This is a genomic window from Candidatus Chlorohelix sp. (assembly GCF_037138995.1).
Taxonomy (GTDB): domain Bacteria; phylum Chloroflexota; class Chloroflexia; order Chloroheliales; family Chloroheliaceae; genus Chlorohelix.
Genome location: NZ_JBAXHI010000001.1, coordinates 143,530 through 159,489, shown reverse-complemented (window position 1 = coordinate 159,489; position 15,960 = coordinate 143,530). Strand labels below are relative to the sequence as shown.

The window sequence follows — 15,960 nt, the reverse complement described above, 5'->3', positions numbered from 1 at the left end:
ACTTATGAGCGTTAATATGCGTTTCCAACAATCAATCCCCGTTCCGGCGTTTCGCCCTTATCCAACGTTGGCGTGGAATATTCCTATAATGGTGGAACGCTACTTGCCGCTTGTGGGAGAGGTAGTTGTTGCCGCTGGTCAACGGGTAGATAATGATACGCCTGTAGCACGCACTCTCTTGCCGGGTCGCCCTAGATTATTCAATCTTAGTGAGTATTTTGGTATGCCTCCTAAGGAAGTAAACAAGCTATTGCTCAAAAAGGTGAGCGATCGCCTTTCTGATGGAGAGATTATTGCCCAGAAAAAAGGGTTCAGAGGCATGCAGTTTCGTGCGCCTTTCGCCGCTACTCTGAGCGCGTATGATGAGGCAACTGGCTATTTAAGCCTGACTCCTTCGCCCACACCTTTGGTATTGGAAGCATTTGTACGAGGAATAGTTTCCGAGACTGTGCCGGGTTATGGAGTAAAGATAGAAACTAGGGCAAATTACCTGCGAGGGGCGGTTGGTTTCGGCGGTGAGGTTCACGGTGTATTGCGGAGCATGGTAGCCGACCCAACCCATTCGGTGAGTCCTGAAAGTATAGACTCCCGTAGCACCTATTTTATTTTGTTGGCAGGGGCGGTGGTTACGGCTGAGGTTTTACGTAAGGCGGTAGAGTTTCGGGTAAAGGGTGTCATTGCCGGAAGCATGCGCGAAGAAGAAATGACCAAATTTTTGGATTATCGCAAACGCGAATCTTTTTATCAGGTGGGACAAAATAATTGGCGGTTTCCCGCCGAACTCAATCCCCTTGATTGCCCCTTTACGCTGATATTGACCGAAGGATTCGGGCAACGTCCTATGGCGAACCGGGTATTTGATATGCTTTCCGAGCAAAACGGTTTGCAGATTTCGATAAATGGCATAACGCGCTTGCGGCGTGGTTGGCAACGCCCTGAAATAATCGCAGTGGTAGGCTCAGAATATACGCACCCATCCACCGATATAAGCCTTGAAGCACAATTGCCCCATGTTAATTCGCTGGTTAGGCTTACCAATCCGACTTATCTGGGTGTATTAGGGCGGGTTATCAATCTACCACAGCGTCGTTATGTGGGAGCTAACGCGCTTGACCGGATGGTAGAAGTGGAGGTGGGTGGCGGTAGAAGGCTAATGATTCCAGCCGTTGATATGGAGGTGCTGGAGCAATATTAAGCGTATTGCTTCGCTATGGCATGCGGCAATTTAAGTTATACCTCAACAGTAGTAAAATTTTTTGGTAAGCAGGTTCACGCGATAAAATGCAGTTATACCAATTAACAAAACGAAAAGGCTTTGCCTTAGTTGCCACTTTGGTAATGGCGCTGGCTCTTACTATTGCGTTTAGCGACATCTTCAACTGGGTTAATTTTCCCCGCAATCCGGCTTTCTTTCTATTCAGGACTTTTATTGCGGCGGTTGTATTGATGGTTTGGCTGGTCTTGAACCTACCACCTCCCAAGTTGCCCATCGGAAAATTCATTATTGCGCTGGCGGAATTTAGTCAAGAAACAGAACCGGATGGCGGCTATATTGGCATATTGCGACCTGAGCGAATCCGGCGTTTGCCGTTTGGACGCTTTTCCGAGCCTGTTCATTTTGAGGATGAATCATTACCTTTTGAAGAAAGTTTGCATGGAAGTCACTTTCTCGATAACTTGCGACAGAAACGCCGAGCGCAGCCTGTAGCGGCGTTGCAGGGTGAAAAACAATCTGCGGCTTTGCCTGAGAGTTTTGCCCGGAACGGCTTGAACACAACCGCTTCTACTGCGCTGGCAACTCGTCCGAATCGCAATACTACCCAATCTGCTGCTGCCGTTACTCGCTTTGTTAGCGGGGTTAGCACTACTTCAAGCTTGGTTGCCACTAACGAAATAGGAGAACCACAACAGGAAGGCAAGACGCGCCAGAAATTTATCCGCCCTGATTATTTAGACCGCTGGATGCATGTGAGCGGGGCGCGTCAAATTTCGGCTTTTCTGGTGGAAGGAATCGGGCGGGCAATTAGTCAGTCAGGCGTGGACGATTTGGCGATTTTCAAGACCGCTTACGCTGATGATTCCGTTACTGCTAAGCAACATGCTGAACTGAACCGGGCGCATGTGGTTATCTGGGGTTGGAACACTTACCATACTCGGCGTGAGTTTGTGCCTGTCTTTGAAATATTGGCTTCGCTGGAAGACGCGCCTCCTCCCGCAGGTGATATGCAGATAATGTGTTTATCCAGCTTTGAACTGGGGCTACACTCGGCACATCATAGCGCATCTTTCAATGCTTTTGTATCCGGGTTGGGCGCTTACGGTTTGCGTAAATTCGAGCAGGCGCGTAATGAATTTAGTTTGGCGCTTATTGCCAATATAATGAGCGAAGTTTATCCGCGTTATGAAAATCCGGTGGCACGCGCCATTATCTATTTTTTTCTGGGGAACGCTTATTACTATTGCAATCAACTTGAGAAAGCCTTGCGCTGTTATCAGGAAGCATGGGCGCTCGATAGCCAGTTATTTGAAGCTCGCGTAAATATGGGGGTAGCGCTGGCGTTACAGGGTAAGCTCGATTTTTCGGTAAAAAGTTTTATTGGGGTGGTACGAGATAATCCTGAACTGGCGATAGCTCGTTATAACCTCGGTATGGCTTATCTAGAAAAGGGTGATTTCGGCAAGTGCCGCCGGGAGTTAGGAAATGCCATCAAGATTAACCCGCGCTATGCTGTTGCCTTTCGAGGGTTGGGTATATCTTATTTTAAGGAATTGCAGTTATCTGAGCAGAATCGCGCCGATAATAAGGCATTGCCCTCTCCCAAACAAGATAATTCAGATAATCACCTACTTTATGAAGAAGCCATTACTCGCATTGGCGATGCGTTACGGCTTAAACCAGATTATGCTCGCGCCAGAGTAGATTTGGGGCGCATTCGGCTACATCAGGCGCAATCTGATTTGTATGAATCTGAAAAATGCTATCATCAGGCTTCTGCAGAATTACAGGAAGCCCTTCGTATTGACCATACACTGGTGGAAGCGCATTACATGCTGGGTTTGTTACTGCGCGAACAGCAAGACCTCGAAAGTGCGGTACTCTCGCTCAAGGAAGCGGTGCGCCAGAGTCGTACCGAGCGTGACCCCTTCTACGCATTGGCGCACTACGCGCAGGGTGAAATTTACCAACAACGTGGTCAGGTTGAATTAGCCAAAGAAGAGTTCAAGGAAGCCACTCGCGCCCGCGCCGCCTTATCGCCTGCTACCGCTCAGGACTATATTAATCAGGGTATCGGCAATCTTGGCAACCAGCAATTCGCGGAAGCCCGTGAAGCTTTTCAGAAAGCTTTGCAATTGGAGCCGGATAACGCTGAAGCGATGCTGTATATGGGCGTGGTTTATCAGGAAACCAATTTGCTCAATCAGGCTTTTACCATCTATCAGAATGTAATGAAGTTGCCTAACGCGCCCGAAGAGGTTTATAACCGCCTGAGCCGCCTCTATTTGGAGTTGGGTGACGAGAAAAATGCTTTCGATATTATCAAGAACGCCGCCGCTCGCAACCCGCGCAGCGCTCGCCTTCAATTTTGGCTTGGCAACGCTTATCGCCGCTCCAAAGACGAGTCTCAGGCAATGTCCTGTTATATCAACGCTTTCCGAATTGACCCTGATTCGGCGGATGCTCGTTTTAATCTGGCGATGATTTATCTCGGTCGCAAGCAGATTCAGGATGCGGTTCTTCAATTTACTGAAGTGGTGCGGATTCGCCCGCACGATTACAGCGCCTATATTTTTCTGGGCAGGGTTTACCTGCAAATGGGACAAACTCAGGAAGCAGTTAATACTCTCAATAATGCTATTCGCATCAAACCAGATGCAGTAGAAGCTTTGTTGGCGCTTGGTCAGATTTATCAGCGACAGGCTGAAGCTGAATTGGCTATTGCTCAGTACGAAACCGCTCTTACCTATTCACCCAATGACCTGCGTATTCGCGAATTGCTGGCTTCTGCCTACGCGCTCGCAGGTAGGGTTGAGCTTTCCATCGAACAGTTTCAGGCTGTGCTATCATCAGAGCCAAGTGTTGAGCAGAAAGCTGACGCGCATTACAATCTGGGCGTGGCTTATACCTCTCGCGAGAACTACCATCTTGCTGCACAGGAATTTGTCGAGTATGTTAAACTGAAACCCAATGATGCCGATGGTTATTTTAATCTAGGTCTTGCGTACAAGAACCAAAGCATGATAATGGAAGCGATTGACGCGCTTAGCAAGGCGATTGAGTTGCGTTCTACCTATGCCACTGCATACCAGTTGCGGGGACAACTTTTTATCGCTATAAATGATAATGAACATGGTATCGCCGATTTGCAGGCGTTCCAACGCTTGAAAGTAAAACAATAATTATATATTTAGGTGAATTATGAGCGACCAACATATTGATATTGATGATTTAGATAACCCGAAAGCCTCTTCTCCCAAAGAGCAGGTTTTTGATGATTACGATAGTGGCGATACCTATCGCTTTTGGGGGTTTGAGCGTATGCCCGAAATGGTGCGCGACTTCTCTGATAAGATTGCTTTCCGTGTGCGTGATGCCACCGATGAGGTTATTCCAGAAGATGCCCGCCGCCTGTTTCGTAACTCCCAACGCGAGTTTTTGCTGGGCTGGCGTAAGTTGATTGATTACCAGTTGGAACGGATTAGGACGCAGGAAGAACTCGAACGTTCTCGCCGCGCCCGTACTCAGGAGAGTTCTGATACCTCTATCAAAATTGAGATTGAGGAAGATTAGAAAAAAATCCCCTTCCCGCAATGGAAAGGGGATAATTTATTTTCTGGCTAATTCTCAAATTTGCTGAGAATCACAGAGACATTGTGTCCGCCAAAGCCAAAGCTATTCGACATAGCATGGTGAATCGGCTTTTTCTTTGCCACGTTGGGAGTTACATCTAGGTCGCAATTAGGGTCAGGGAACTCGTAGTTAATGGTTGGGGGTATAATTCCCTCGTTGATGGCTTTGAGGCAGACAATCGCTTCAAATGCACCCGCCGCGCCTAGCAAATGCCCGGTCATAGATTTGGTGCTACTGATAGAAACTTCGTAAGCGGTCTTACCCATTGCTCGTTTGATGGCGGCGGTTTCAGCTTTTTCATTTAGCTGGGTGCTAGTTCCGTGTGCGTTGATGTAATCTATCTGTTCAGGGGCGAGCTTGGCTCGTTCCATTGCTAACGTCATAGCGCGGGCAGCGCCCTCACCTGTTTCTTCTGGCTGAACAATATCGCTGGCATCGTCAGTGCTGCCGTATCCGCTCAATTCCCCATAGATAGTAGCGCCACGCTCTAAAGCATGCTCCAGTTCTTCCAGAATTAGCACACCTGAGCCCTCAGCCATCACAAAACCGTCGCGTTTGGCATCGAAAGGGCGGCTGGCTTTCTGTGGATTATCGTTGTTGCGGCTAAGAGCGGTCATAGAGTTAAAGCCCGCCACCGCGATAGGCACGATAGGAGCTTCGCTGCCACCCGCTATCATTACATCCGCTTCGCCCCGCTTGATGATTTCGCCCGCCTCACCGATAGCATGCGCTCCGGTAGAGCAAGCCGAGACCACGCAGAAGTTAGTGCCACGCGCTCCATAGTAAATGGAAACCATCCCGCTTGCCATATTGGCAATCATCATTGGGATAAAAAATGGGCTAACACGGCTTGGTCCTTTTTCGTGCAGCGCTTTGAATTGCTCGCTCAGAATACCGATGCCGCCGATACCGCTTCCCAAGATAACGCCCACTCGGTTGCGGTTGTTATCTTCAATTTTCAAGCCTGAATGGTCGAGCGCTTGTTTGGTAGCTGCCAGCGCAAACAGGGCATATCGATCCATTCTGCGGGCATCTTTGCGGTCAATATTGTAGTTATCGGGGTTAAAGTTTTTGACTTCCCCTGCGATTTTGGTTTTATGCTCGGAGGCATCGAACAGAGTTATAGAGCCAATACCGCTTTTGCCCTCTACCAACCCGTTCCAAGTGGTTTCGAGATCTAGCCCTAGCGGGGTGATTGCGCCCATACCTGTAACAACAACTCTTCTAGCCAAACTACACTTCCCCCAATCTATCGGTTTGCCTATCTCTGATTTGGTTGCAAAGGGGAGTATAGCACAGCCACGAAACTGCCCGCAAATCATTTTTGTTGCCTGTTTTCGGGACAGTATCTCGGCGAATTAGATTCTATTTCGGCGTTAGGTGGTCTTGGCGGTTGAATTTATGCTCAAGTGGGTTGGTATGTTGGTAAAAATCCACTTGACAGCAATTGTTCTGCTGGCTATACTTTCCTCACAATTAAATATTTAGAAACGTTGAGCAGGACAATTAACCATAGAGTCGGTTTCAGAGAGAGGGAGTAATTAGCTGAAAACTGCCTTATCCGAAAATGTGGCGAAAACCACCTGTGAGTCGCTCCGCTAAGCGCATGCTAAAGAGCGCGGACATGCCCGTTACCGCATAAAAGAGCGTCTTTGCTAGGGGCAAAGACGGAAGCAGGGTGGAACCACGGAAGTATCTTGAAACTTTCGTCCCTCGTTCAGTTTTGATAAACAGAGCGAAGGGATTTTTGTTTTTATAGGCAAAATTACCCCGCTCAATCACAGACGAGGTGCAATAAAATGAGCCAAAAAAACGAAAAACAACTTTCCGAATCTGAAGTAATGCAGATGCGCCATTCTGCCGCGCACTTGATGGCTGCTGCCGTACAGCAACTCTGGCCCGATGCCCGTTTTGGAGTAGGACCGGCGGTCAAGAACGGCTTTTACTACGATATGGATTTGCCAGTGCAGCTTACCCCCGAAGATTTGGGCAAAATCGAGCAGAAAATGCGCGAGTTGAAAAATAAGAAACTACCATTTGAGCGCGTAGAACTGCCTGTTGATGAAGCAATTGCGGAAATGGAAAAACGTGGGCAAGCCTATAAGGTTGAGCTATTGCAATTGCTCAAGGAAAAGGGCAGCACCGCCGTTGCCAAAGAGACAGGCGATGCTGATGTGGTGGATACGGATGCGAGCGGTGGTGTTACCAGCGTTTCCTTCTACAAAACGGGCGATTTCGTAGATTTGTGTCGCGGGCCCCATGTGGATAGTACGGTACAAATCGGGGCGTTCAAGCTTATGAACATCGCGGGGGCATATTGGCGCGGAAATGAGAAGAATAAACAATTGCAACGCCTGTATGGGGCGGCTTTTGCCACCAAAGAAGAACTAGACCAGTATTTATGGCAACTGGAAGAAGCTAAGAAGCGCGACCATCGCAAGCTAGGTCAGGAACTTGATATTTTCGTCATTTCCGATGAGGTAGGTCCGGGCTTACCGCTATGGATGCCTAACGGTACGGTACTGCGTGACGAGTTGGAGAGATTGTCCAAGGAAGAAGAACGTCGGGACGGTTACTACCGCATTTCTACGCCCAATATTACCAAAGCCAAACTCTATTATCGCTCCGGTCACTTGCCTTTCTACCGCGAAGATATGTATGCGCCTATGATTATTGACGATGAGGAATATTTTCTCAAGCCGATGAACTGTCCTCACCACCACCAGATTTATCTGGCACGCCCCCACAGCTACCGAGATTTGCCGTTGCGTCTGGCAGAGTATGGGCAGGTATATCGCTACGAGCAGAGCGGAGCTCTCTCCGGTTTGATGCGGGTGCGCGGTATGGCGCAGAACGATGCCCATATCTATTGTCGCTTCGACCAAGCAAAAGAGGAATTTTTGCGGGTTATGAACCTACACTCGCGTTATTATAAGTTGTTAGGCATTGACGATTATTATATGCGCTTCTCCAAACCGGACTTGAACAAACTGGATAAATATGTGAACGAGCCGGAAAAATGGATTGAAGCCATGAACGTGGTCAAGGAAGCAATGGACGAATCGGGTTTGCCCTATATCGAAGCAGAGGGCGAAGCAGCTTTCTACGGACCGAAGATTGACTTTATGATTAAGAGCGTTATCGGTACGGAGTATGCCATTTCCACCAATCAGTTAGATTTCCTCGCAACCGAGCGGTTCGGGTTGGTTTATACGGGCGAGGATGGCAAGGAACATCCGGTGTACGTGATTCATCGCGCTCCGCTTGGTTCTCATGAACGCTTTGTTGCCTTCCTGATAGAGCATTTCGCGGGCGCTTTCCCTGTGTGGCTTGCTCCGGTGCAAGCGGTGGTCATCCCCATCGCTGACCGCCATAACGAGTACGCTCGCAAGGTTTATGAGACGCTCTTTAACTCCGATATACCGAATGCTATCGGTGGTATGCGTGTCGAACTGGATGATGCCCGCGAGTCGATGCAGAAGAAAATACGCAAGGCGCAACTCCAGAAAATCCCTTACATGCTGGTAGTTGGCGACAAGGAAGCCGAGCAGGGCGCGGTGGCGGTGCGTTTACGTAATAACCAAGATTTAGGCTCTATGCTTTTGGATGAGTTTGTAGCGCACGTGCGCGAGCGGGTAGTAAACCGCTCTCCAGAGCTTTAAGCTATCAGAAAGTACAAAAGAAAGGCGGTAGGCAAAAACCTACCGTTTTTTTCTATAAAACAGTTTGTTCAAGCCCTGCTGCTATCAATGGTTTGGTTCTTCATCTCCATCGGTTTGCTTTGGAATAGAGACGGGTTTTAAAAGTTGCTGATAAAGGTCAGTAGTAGCTGGGTCCGGCGCAATGTCCAATTCTTGTCTTAGCGTTTCAGCACACAGCCGATAATAATTGATTGCCTCTGCATGCTTGTCGCAAGCAGCCTGCAAGCGCATAAGCATACGATAGGTTTCTTCATCCAGAAGATTTTGCTTGAGTAATAATTCTGCATACATGATAGCGGTCACGCAATCTCTTATTTGTTCATAATATACCGCCAGCCTTCTAACTGTTCTGACATAAATTTTAGCGAGGCGCTCACGCTCAGGTATTACCCAGTCATCATAAATGTCGGGTAGCAACTCCCCGCCGTATAGCTTTACCGCCCGTTCAAGGTGAAGAACGGTTTCGGTTTGGTTTCCGGCATGTTCCTCTTTATTGGCACATGCGACCTCTTGTTCAAAACTGGCTGTATCTAATTCTAACGTGTAAGCGTCATTCCACTTTATTTGAGTATGCTCAATATGGAAGAGTTGTTCCGATTCTGGGAAAACGGCACGTAACCGAAAGAGTAACCCTCGCAGGTTGGCTAATCCATGTGCTTCGGTAGATTCAGGCCATAAAAGTGAGGCGAGTTGTAAGCGTGAATGTGTTGAATTGAAATAAAAAACCAAGTATGCCAGCAACGATTTGAATCTTAAGGAAGTGGTAAGGGCTAGAGGCTGGTTAGCCATCACAATTAGGAAATCCCCTAACAGTCTGACTTTGACTACTGATGTCATACTTTAAACCTCAAGTTTACCAAAGTTTCCTTTGTAGCATCGCGCTAAAAAAGCAACATTAATTCCAGTATGTACCAGTTTTGGAATAATTTCAATGGTTAAAAATATAGAATCCTATTTTGTGTAACGCTTTTATAACGCTTTAAACGTTAAGATGGAACTGTAAAGCAAGCATATAGTGAAACATATCCTTCTATTTTCGCCACAAAAATGATTTTAAGTCTTACAACTGAGCTTATTTTGATTAAAAATCCTTGAATTACCATAGATATTGGGAAGATTCCTAGTAAGGAAGGTTTACAATGGCAGGCTATGAATTGGAATTGGCGAAAATGAAGCAAGCTGAATACCGCGCCCAATCTGCTAAAGATGCGCTGGGGGATGAGGTATTCAAACTTGAAAGACGGAATAGCCCGTTATGGCGCTGGATTAAGAATTTGTTCCATTCTAAAATTGGTTACCACCCCACTAGTTCTACTTCAATAAAGCAGGGGCAATAGCAGCGGTGGTAGCTTAGTCAGGAAAGAATAACCTGATGGTAATGTTTCGGCAGTAGGCAAAAAACCTACTGCCTTTTTATTTTTGAGGCTGTAATTAACTTGCCATGTTAGGGCGCATGGCTATACAATACAGCCATTCGCAGCTTACCTAAAACTAATCGGACGGAAGGAATAAAAATGGGTTTTTTTGTTGGAATACTTAAATTTACAATCGGTGTAGGTGTAGGCGCTTCAGTTGGGGCTGCCGTAGCAACCTTCATCGTGACGCGCGATGGCGGACAAACCCTAGAACAGCTAAAGGGTTTAGTGCAAGAAGTAGCAAGCGGCGCAAAAGAAGCCTATCAGGAAGAGCAAACGCGCCAAACTGACCGCCGTCAGCAATTGATTGGCGATGCGAGTGCAGCGAGAAATACTCGTAAGGCTGAGAAAAAAGACAAATAACCCCTTTTCTGGGAGCTATTTCTTTTGCAAGATGATTTAAAACGCCTCAATAGCGCTTTCGCCTCTTTGGCGGCAGGACGCAAGAATACTGCGCTGCGTTTGCTTTCCACTGTGGTTGCAAAAGAGCCTGCCAACCAGCAGGCATGGTTATATTTGTCTCTGGCGCAACCGCGTGAAAAGTCTCAGCAAGCGTTAAATCAGCTTTTAAAGCTTAATCCTGACCACCAGGCTGCTCTAACGCTATCTCGCAAGTTGAAAGAAACCCCCGAAGCTGAATTATTTCTCTCTGATATTTTATCCGAAGCTGAAATTGCTGTTCTGGCAACAAGCAATGAAGCTAACACATCGATTCGTAAAGCGGGGAGACCTTCCCGCGCAAACAAGGCTAAAGCTGTTTTAGCGGAGGGTGGCAACCCTATTGAGTTTGTTGAAGCTACTACTGGAATTACGGAAACAGAATTTGAAGAACCTATTGTTGAAAAAGAAGCGGTTGCACAACAAACCCCTGCTTTTGAACCTATTATTGCACATAATGATGAGCTTTTACCGGCATTAGGAGAAATAAGCGAACCTATTACCTTTGAAACGGCTCATGACTTTTTCTTTGAGCAGGAAATAGAACAACAAAAAAATAGCCCTGTCGCTACTCCAATTTTGCAAATCCCCGCTAAAACAGCATCACCTCCGCAAAAATCGGTTATTACCGTCTCGGCTGATTCGTCAGTATCTGCTGCTCTAGATAATGATGCTTTTTGGCAACGTGCTGCTACTCAATTCAATTCGCCCTATGCTTTGCGTGGAGTCGGGAAGCTACACCCACGTCCGGTGCGCCGTACCCGTGTGCATAGTCGTACTTTTGTTTCTGTCACTAATTTCGGGTTGCTACTGATTATGCTGGCAACCATTATCCTACTGATGTATCTTTACCTGCTGTTTTTCTAGAAATCCAAATGCCTCAACGCTACCTCGATTTTAGCCAAGACTACCAAATAAATCGTTTGCGGTGGGCTATCTATCTTGCTCATCTTCTTTTAAATCTATTTCGGGTTTCCTTAAATATGGATTTGGCACATAATGTTGGTTGTTTTCGCTAGAGCTACGCTGGCGTAAATTGTGTAAGGTTTGGCTTGCGATTGTAGCAGGTTTAAACTGTGAAAGGTTCAATAATGCTGCTATCTGGCGAGATACTACCAGATATAGCAATCCCATAAATAGAACAGATGATAAAGCCACCCACTCGGCTATTCTTTGACCTAATGCGATAATAAGGTCAAAGATAGCATGGGTGATTACTGCCAGTATAAAACCGACAACAACTCGCTTCCTTGCTGTTGTCCTCAAATGATCGAATTTGGCGAGTCCAAGCGCTGCGCCCCACATTGCGGAGAAAAGCACATGACCGAGCGTGCTAACAGGTCCCCGCAGCAGGATAATTAAAGGACCTTCATTAATTATAAAGAAAACATTTTCAAAAGTCGCAAAACCTAGCCCACTTGCCGCCGCGTAAATAATACCGTCAACCGGTTCGTTGAAAGCAGGATTGCGGTAAGCCAGAAAATAAGTTATCGCCAACTTGCCCAACTCTTCGGTTAAAGATACTATTAATAGATAGAAGAGTATTACCGACAGAATATTTCCACTTTGACTTAGCGGGGTATTACCCTGTTTTCCAGCTTGATCTACCGAATATTCAAACAAGCCGATTAGCAATGAAAGCGGTATTCCACAAATAAAAACAAAAGCCAACAAGCGTTTGGGTTCTTTTTCGTATTTATCTTGGCGATAATACCACCACATCCAAAATAATCCGGGTAGCAGAGAAGCGAGAAAGACAATGATAAATTCCATCTGCGCTCCTGCCCGGTTTTAACGCGGTAAGAATAAGGCTGTCATAAGAAGAATTGTAGGAAGCGAAAAGAAGAAGCTGGAAAAAACTGCTGCACTGGTAAATTCTTCGTCCAATTTGTACTGGTTGGCGTAGGCAAGACAGAGAATGATAGCCGGAGTTGAGGCGTTTAGTAAAATTACGCCCTGTGCCATCTGGTCGTCTTGTAACAAGATTTTGGCAAGTACAATTGCGATGATCGGAGAGACTAGCAATTTGATTAGGTTCAGCGCAATGATAGAAGGTAAGATACTACCGATATTTTTCCAAACGATAGTCACGCCTACCAAGAACATCATTAACGGTAGAGTTACCGCTCCCAGCGTATCAAGGGTAGCAGTTATAAAGGTTGGCAAGTCGTCCTTATAGAAGATTAGAGCCAGTACCAACCCGATAAAAGGTCCTGAACGAGGGATTGCCAGCAGGGTTTGCCAGCCAAAGCGCCCGCCTTCGCCATAGAAAGAAGCAATAATCACGCCCATTGTTACGAGTAGAGTTAGGCTGCCGATTTCGCTATAAAAGGCGTGAGGTAGGATTCCTTTGTCACCGTATATGCCCTTGACCAGCGGCAAGCCCACAAACCCGGTGCTACCGAAAGTAGCGGTTAGGATAAAAGCGCCCATTTGGCGGCGTTGTAATTTGAGGATACGCCCTAAACTCCACGCCATCAGCCCGCAAAAGACGATTACCAGCAAGGCGATAAGCGAAACTTTGAGGACTTCTGGGGAGATGGGTTTATCTCTGGTTTTTTTTATGCCGTTGAAGATAACAGCGGGAAGAAAGACGTTGTTAATCAGTGGCGGGAAAATGCGCTTGGCATCTTCTGGACGTAACCATTGGGCAGCGCGAACACCTGCTCCGACCATCACTAAACCGAAGACGACTATGATTGTTTGGAAAACTTGGTCAAAATTACCCATTTAGAGCAAAAACCGCTCACTGCTCCATTTCTATAAAGTCTGGAAAGACATATTTTATGGGGTCGCTAATTGTTTTTTGCAACTCATCGAGCATTATGAGAATAATTTTGACACCGCTCAGGTTTACGCCCCGTTTTTGTGTCAGAAATTGAACAAATTGCAATTTAAAAATGTCGTTCTGGGAATAACGGCGGCGTTGGGTTTTGGTGCGAAATGGTACAACTAACTCTTGTTCTTCATAGATGCGCAAGGTGCGAGGGTGTAATTTCAGGATGTCTGCTGCAATGCTAAGCGGATATACTGCTTTATCCGGGTTGATGCGAACTTCAAACCCACTTCCGGGATTGGGGTTTTTACTTTTGCGACCTCGTCTTTTTATTTCTGTTTCGTGGGTCGTACTAATATTTTCCACCCCGTTAGCTGGAAGATTTTCCGGTGCATTAGTATTTACGCTGCTTTTAATCTCTAGTGGCTGCGTTCTAGGACGACCTCGTCCCCTTTTAGGGATAGAATCTACAGGCTGGGGAACGTTGGTCTTATTTACTTCCATAGTCTGTCCGCTTTCATCGCCTGACTCATACGGAACTTTTAGGATAGGGAGCAGGCTTAAAATTTAAAAATGCACCAAACATCAGGAATTTTGAGCGAATGTTGGAATTAAAACAGTTCGCCAAATTTAACATAATGACTTATTACTGTCAAGACTAATAGCAAAAGGCATATCAAAAAAACAGTATATAAGCCTGTCACTTTTGTTATCATTATTATGAGCAATTATAAAATAAATTGAGTGGTTCTACACGCCGTTTTTTCTCCCGCGCCTTCTTCTTTGATTGGGTATTTCGTTTTCATTATGGTTACTATCGAATTCATTAGATAATAACGAGGGTTCGGCTTTGCCTAGAACAATATTTTTCAGAGTATTGCTGGCGGTAAAGCCGGGAGTCTGGGTTTGGGGTATTACAATGCGTTCTTTGGTATGAGGATTTACCCCCTGCCGTTCGCGCCGAGTACGCACTTCAAAAGTGCCAAAGCCCGTCAGCACTACTTTGTCTCCGTTGCGAAGGCTGTGGGCAATCAGTTCAATCGTGGCTTTGACGACCTGATTAACCTGTTTTTGAGGGAGAGAAGTTTCACGGGCTATTTGTTTAATGAACTCATTCTTGTGCATGGCTTACCTAGCCTCCCAAAAAATACTAACTGCATAGCTTCAGAAAAGTAATAATGAGGATTCGCGAAGGATTTAGGTCTTCTTGAAACGAGGTTATGCTTTAACGGAATAGCCGGAGTCTTTATAGTTAATATAGCTTATAATTCCGGCTATTACCACACCCATCACTAATAAAAGGAAAAACGCTAAAAGCGTATAAGATTCAAATGTTACTCCTACAACTAGGTCTGAAGGTTTCAAAATAGCTTTGAAAGGCGCTACTAACGGCTCTGTCAAGTTATATATAATATTTTGTGAAACAGCTAAGAGCTTGAAAATAAAACGAACAAGTAGTAAAGAGCCGATTAGACTTAACAAAGCATAAACTATTCCAATTATGCTGGGTTGCTTCATAGGCTTTTTGTTAACGTCTGCGTCGTTTGCGATAGAACCCAAATCCTGATACCAGAAAAACCCCTCCTAGCACACCCCTTACTATCGGTAGATCCTCAATTGTAGGTTCAAAATCGAATTGCGGTAAAGGTAGCTCGATTAAAATAACAACTCCTAGAAATGCTAATATCAATGCTCCAAAAAAACCGAAATCGGGCGCAGCGCCTGCAATTAACTCACCTAGAAGTGCAGCTATGGCAGCTAGAAACAGCAGCGCAAAAAGTTGGGGCAAAGTAGGTGGAAGTTGCAGCATGTTTCGGGATTCGCTCACTACCGTTTGCTGCGGTAAATAATAAAAACCTTATTATAGATAATTTAGGTTTATGATTTGTCAGATATTTAGAAAAGCTCATTGCAAAACCTTATTTCCTCAAAATCATAGCAAAGGGGTATAGCTTTGTCAATCATTACTCGCGTCTATAGTCACGCGAATGAATTGAAGTGAGTTCATACGCAACTCTAACAATGTAGCGCTATATATAGTATAGATTCAGTGATAGAATCAAAAAGTAGACCGGAGTTATAAGACCGTAAGGTGGCAAAAAACGGTATCCGGTAGTGTTGTTTTAATAAATGGGGCTGACAGCCACGTCGGTTTCGGAAAGGACATTAACATGAGCGACAGATTTAATTTACCGCCCAACTGGCAGGATATGTTCGGGCAATTTGTTCGAGAAGGGCAAAACTGGCTTGGTAAGATTGAAACCTCGATGAACAGTTCTATGCCTCGTCCCGATCAGGTTGAAATTGAAGAAGAAGATGAAGGTTCAGGAGGAGACGGAGACACTCCCCCCAAAGCCCGTAAGCACGACAGCAAGCCTTACATCGGGCAACGCTGGGAATATAAGGTAGCCTACGTGAACTTCAAAGGGCAAATCAGCGCAGAAGGCGAGCAACTATTAATTGGTAGAGGTGAGCGTCGGAGTACCTTCGTTCGCAAATTTTTGGACGAGTTAGGAGCAGAAGGCTGGGAATTATCCGGTGTCAGTCCACTAGGTGTTACTGAGAACAGCTATTTTGTATTCAAGCGACCTACCACCCGTGTGGCAGAATCGATTGAACGCAAGGTAGAAGCTAAGGAAGAAACTACTACGGAAGACGACGTTTTATAAATTCTGATTGAAATGCTTCGGGGGATTTTTATATACCCGGAGCATTTTTTATTGCAAACTTGTGCGGCGTATTGTATTGGTAGAGACTTACCCTCTTTGCGCCACCAAAAGA

General features: G+C 45.9%; 15 protein-coding genes. 8 read left to right on the top strand and 7 right to left on the bottom strand.

Going from position 1 to position 15,960, the window contains the following annotated elements; translation table 11 throughout:
• The first annotated feature begins 4 nt into the window (after nucleotides 1-4).
• From WCK19_RS00725 to WCK19_RS00715, 3 genes are all read left to right on the top strand, one after another.
• Nucleotides 5-1,195: a hypothetical protein gene (locus WCK19_RS00725; protein ID WP_342395424.1), complete on the top strand. Its 1,191-nt coding sequence runs from the start codon at nucleotides 5-7 to the stop codon at nucleotides 1,193-1,195.
• An 86-nt stretch (nucleotides 1,196-1,281) separates the two neighbouring features.
• Entirely contained in the window at nucleotides 1,282-4,398 is a 3,117-nt protein-coding gene (locus WCK19_RS00720; RefSeq protein ID WP_342395423.1) for a tetratricopeptide repeat protein, read from the top strand.
• A 19-nt stretch (nucleotides 4,399-4,417) separates the two neighbouring features.
• Entirely contained in the window at nucleotides 4,418-4,789 is a 372-nt protein-coding gene (locus tag WCK19_RS00715) for a hypothetical protein (protein WP_342395422.1), read from the top strand.
• Between the two features lie 47 nt (nucleotides 4,790-4,836).
• Here WCK19_RS00715 and fabF read toward each other — a convergent pair whose 3' ends face one another.
• Complete coding sequence (gene fabF, locus WCK19_RS00710) at nucleotides 4,837-6,081, bottom strand: beta-ketoacyl-ACP synthase II (protein ID WP_342395421.1); 1,245 nt, start codon at nucleotides 6,079-6,081, stop codon at nucleotides 4,837-4,839.
• Nucleotides 6,082-6,648: 567 nt separating this feature from the next.
• Between fabF and thrS the strand changes: the two genes are divergently transcribed.
• The gene (thrS, locus tag WCK19_RS00705) at nucleotides 6,649-8,511 is read left to right on the top strand and encodes a threonine--tRNA ligase (RefSeq protein WP_342395420.1); all 1,863 of its coding nucleotides are present in this window, start codon (nucleotides 6,649-6,651) and stop codon (nucleotides 8,509-8,511) included.
• Nucleotides 8,512-8,595: 84 nt separating this feature from the next.
• Here the strand turns inward: thrS and WCK19_RS00700 are convergent, their stop codons facing one another.
• Nucleotides 8,596-9,387 carry a BTAD domain-containing putative transcriptional regulator gene (locus tag WCK19_RS00700; RefSeq protein ID WP_342395419.1) on the bottom strand — a complete coding sequence of 264 codons (792 nt, stop codon included), beginning with the start codon at nucleotides 9,385-9,387 and terminating at the stop codon, nucleotides 8,596-8,598.
• Nucleotides 9,388-9,689: 302 nt separating this feature from the next.
• Here WCK19_RS00700 and WCK19_RS00695 point away from each other — a divergent pair, with 302 nt between their 5' ends.
• The 3 genes from WCK19_RS00695 (at nucleotide 9,690) to WCK19_RS00685 (ending at nucleotide 11,270) form a co-directional block, all read left to right on the top strand.
• Nucleotides 9,690-9,887 carry a hypothetical protein gene (locus WCK19_RS00695; RefSeq protein WP_342395418.1) on the top strand — a complete coding sequence of 66 codons (198 nt, stop codon included), beginning with the start codon at nucleotides 9,690-9,692 and terminating at the stop codon, nucleotides 9,885-9,887.
• Between the two features lie 177 nt (nucleotides 9,888-10,064).
• Nucleotides 10,065-10,328: a hypothetical protein gene (locus WCK19_RS00690; RefSeq protein WP_342395417.1), complete on the top strand. Its 264-nt coding sequence runs from the start codon at nucleotides 10,065-10,067 to the stop codon at nucleotides 10,326-10,328.
• A 24-nt stretch (nucleotides 10,329-10,352) separates the two neighbouring features.
• Nucleotides 10,353-11,270 (top strand): hypothetical protein, encoded by a 918-nt coding sequence (locus WCK19_RS00685; protein ID WP_342395416.1) that lies wholly within the window; start codon nucleotides 10,353-10,355, stop codon nucleotides 11,268-11,270.
• 66 nt (nucleotides 11,271-11,336) lie between these two features.
• On the opposite strand, the gene WCK19_RS00680 is transcribed toward WCK19_RS00685, so the two are convergent.
• From WCK19_RS00680 to WCK19_RS00660, 5 genes are all read right to left on the bottom strand, one after another.
• A complete protein-coding gene (locus WCK19_RS00680) occupies nucleotides 11,337-12,176 on the bottom strand; it encodes a PrsW family glutamic-type intramembrane protease (protein ID WP_342395415.1) in 840 nt (279 codons plus the stop codon).
• A gap of 18 nt (nucleotides 12,177-12,194) precedes the next feature.
• Complete coding sequence (locus WCK19_RS00675; protein ID WP_342395414.1) at nucleotides 12,195-13,133, bottom strand: AEC family transporter; 939 nt, start codon at nucleotides 13,131-13,133, stop codon at nucleotides 12,195-12,197.
• Between the two features lie 16 nt (nucleotides 13,134-13,149).
• Complete coding sequence (locus WCK19_RS00670) at nucleotides 13,150-13,683, bottom strand: MerR family transcriptional regulator (protein WP_342395413.1); 534 nt, start codon at nucleotides 13,681-13,683, stop codon at nucleotides 13,150-13,152.
• Between the two features lie 246 nt (nucleotides 13,684-13,929).
• Nucleotides 13,930-14,304: an HU family DNA-binding protein gene (locus WCK19_RS00665; protein ID WP_342395412.1), complete on the bottom strand. Its 375-nt coding sequence runs from the start codon at nucleotides 14,302-14,304 to the stop codon at nucleotides 13,930-13,932.
• 403 nt (nucleotides 14,305-14,707) lie between these two features.
• On the bottom strand, nucleotides 14,708-15,007 hold the full coding sequence (locus WCK19_RS00660) for a hypothetical protein (protein ID WP_342395411.1): 300 nt from the start codon (nucleotides 15,005-15,007) through the stop codon (nucleotides 14,708-14,710).
• A gap of 343 nt (nucleotides 15,008-15,350) precedes the next feature.
• On the opposite strand from WCK19_RS00660, the gene WCK19_RS00655 reads away from it, so the two are divergent.
• Nucleotides 15,351-15,848, top strand: coding sequence for a hypothetical protein (locus WCK19_RS00655; RefSeq protein WP_342395410.1), 498 nt, complete (start codon nucleotides 15,351-15,353; stop codon nucleotides 15,846-15,848).
• Nucleotides 15,849-15,960 lie beyond the last annotated feature (112 nt).

Bases quoted from the DNA above. Each gene is read 5' to 3' on its own strand.
- WCK19_RS00715 (WP_342395422.1), top strand. From the start codon at position 4,418: ATGAGCGACCAACATATTGATATTGATGATTTAGATAACCCGAAAGCC.
- WCK19_RS00670 (WP_342395413.1), bottom strand. From the start codon at position 13,683: ATGGAAGTAAATAAGACCAACGTTCCCCAGCCTGTAGATTCTATCCCT.
- thrS (WP_342395420.1), top strand. From the start codon at position 6,649: ATGAGCCAAAAAAACGAAAAACAACTTTCCGAATCTGAAGTAATGCAG.
- WCK19_RS00665 (WP_342395412.1), bottom strand. From the start codon at position 14,304: ATGCACAAGAATGAGTTCATTAAACAAATAGCCCGTGAAACTTCTCTC.
- WCK19_RS00700 (WP_342395419.1), bottom strand. From the start codon at position 9,387: ATGACATCAGTAGTCAAAGTCAGACTGTTAGGGGATTTCCTAATTGTG.
- WCK19_RS00655 (WP_342395410.1), top strand. From the start codon at position 15,351: ATGAGCGACAGATTTAATTTACCGCCCAACTGGCAGGATATGTTCGGG.
- WCK19_RS00725 (WP_342395424.1), top strand. From the start codon at position 5: ATGAGCGTTAATATGCGTTTCCAACAATCAATCCCCGTTCCGGCGTTT.
- WCK19_RS00690 (WP_342395417.1), top strand. From the start codon at position 10,065: ATGGGTTTTTTTGTTGGAATACTTAAATTTACAATCGGTGTAGGTGTA.
- WCK19_RS00695 (WP_342395418.1), top strand. From the start codon at position 9,690: ATGGCAGGCTATGAATTGGAATTGGCGAAAATGAAGCAAGCTGAATAC.
- WCK19_RS00680 (WP_342395415.1), bottom strand. From the start codon at position 12,176: ATGGAATTTATCATTGTCTTTCTCGCTTCTCTGCTACCCGGATTATTT.
- WCK19_RS00675 (WP_342395414.1), bottom strand. From the start codon at position 13,133: ATGGGTAATTTTGACCAAGTTTTCCAAACAATCATAGTCGTCTTCGGT.
- WCK19_RS00720 (WP_342395423.1), top strand. From the start codon at position 1,282: ATGCAGTTATACCAATTAACAAAACGAAAAGGCTTTGCCTTAGTTGCC.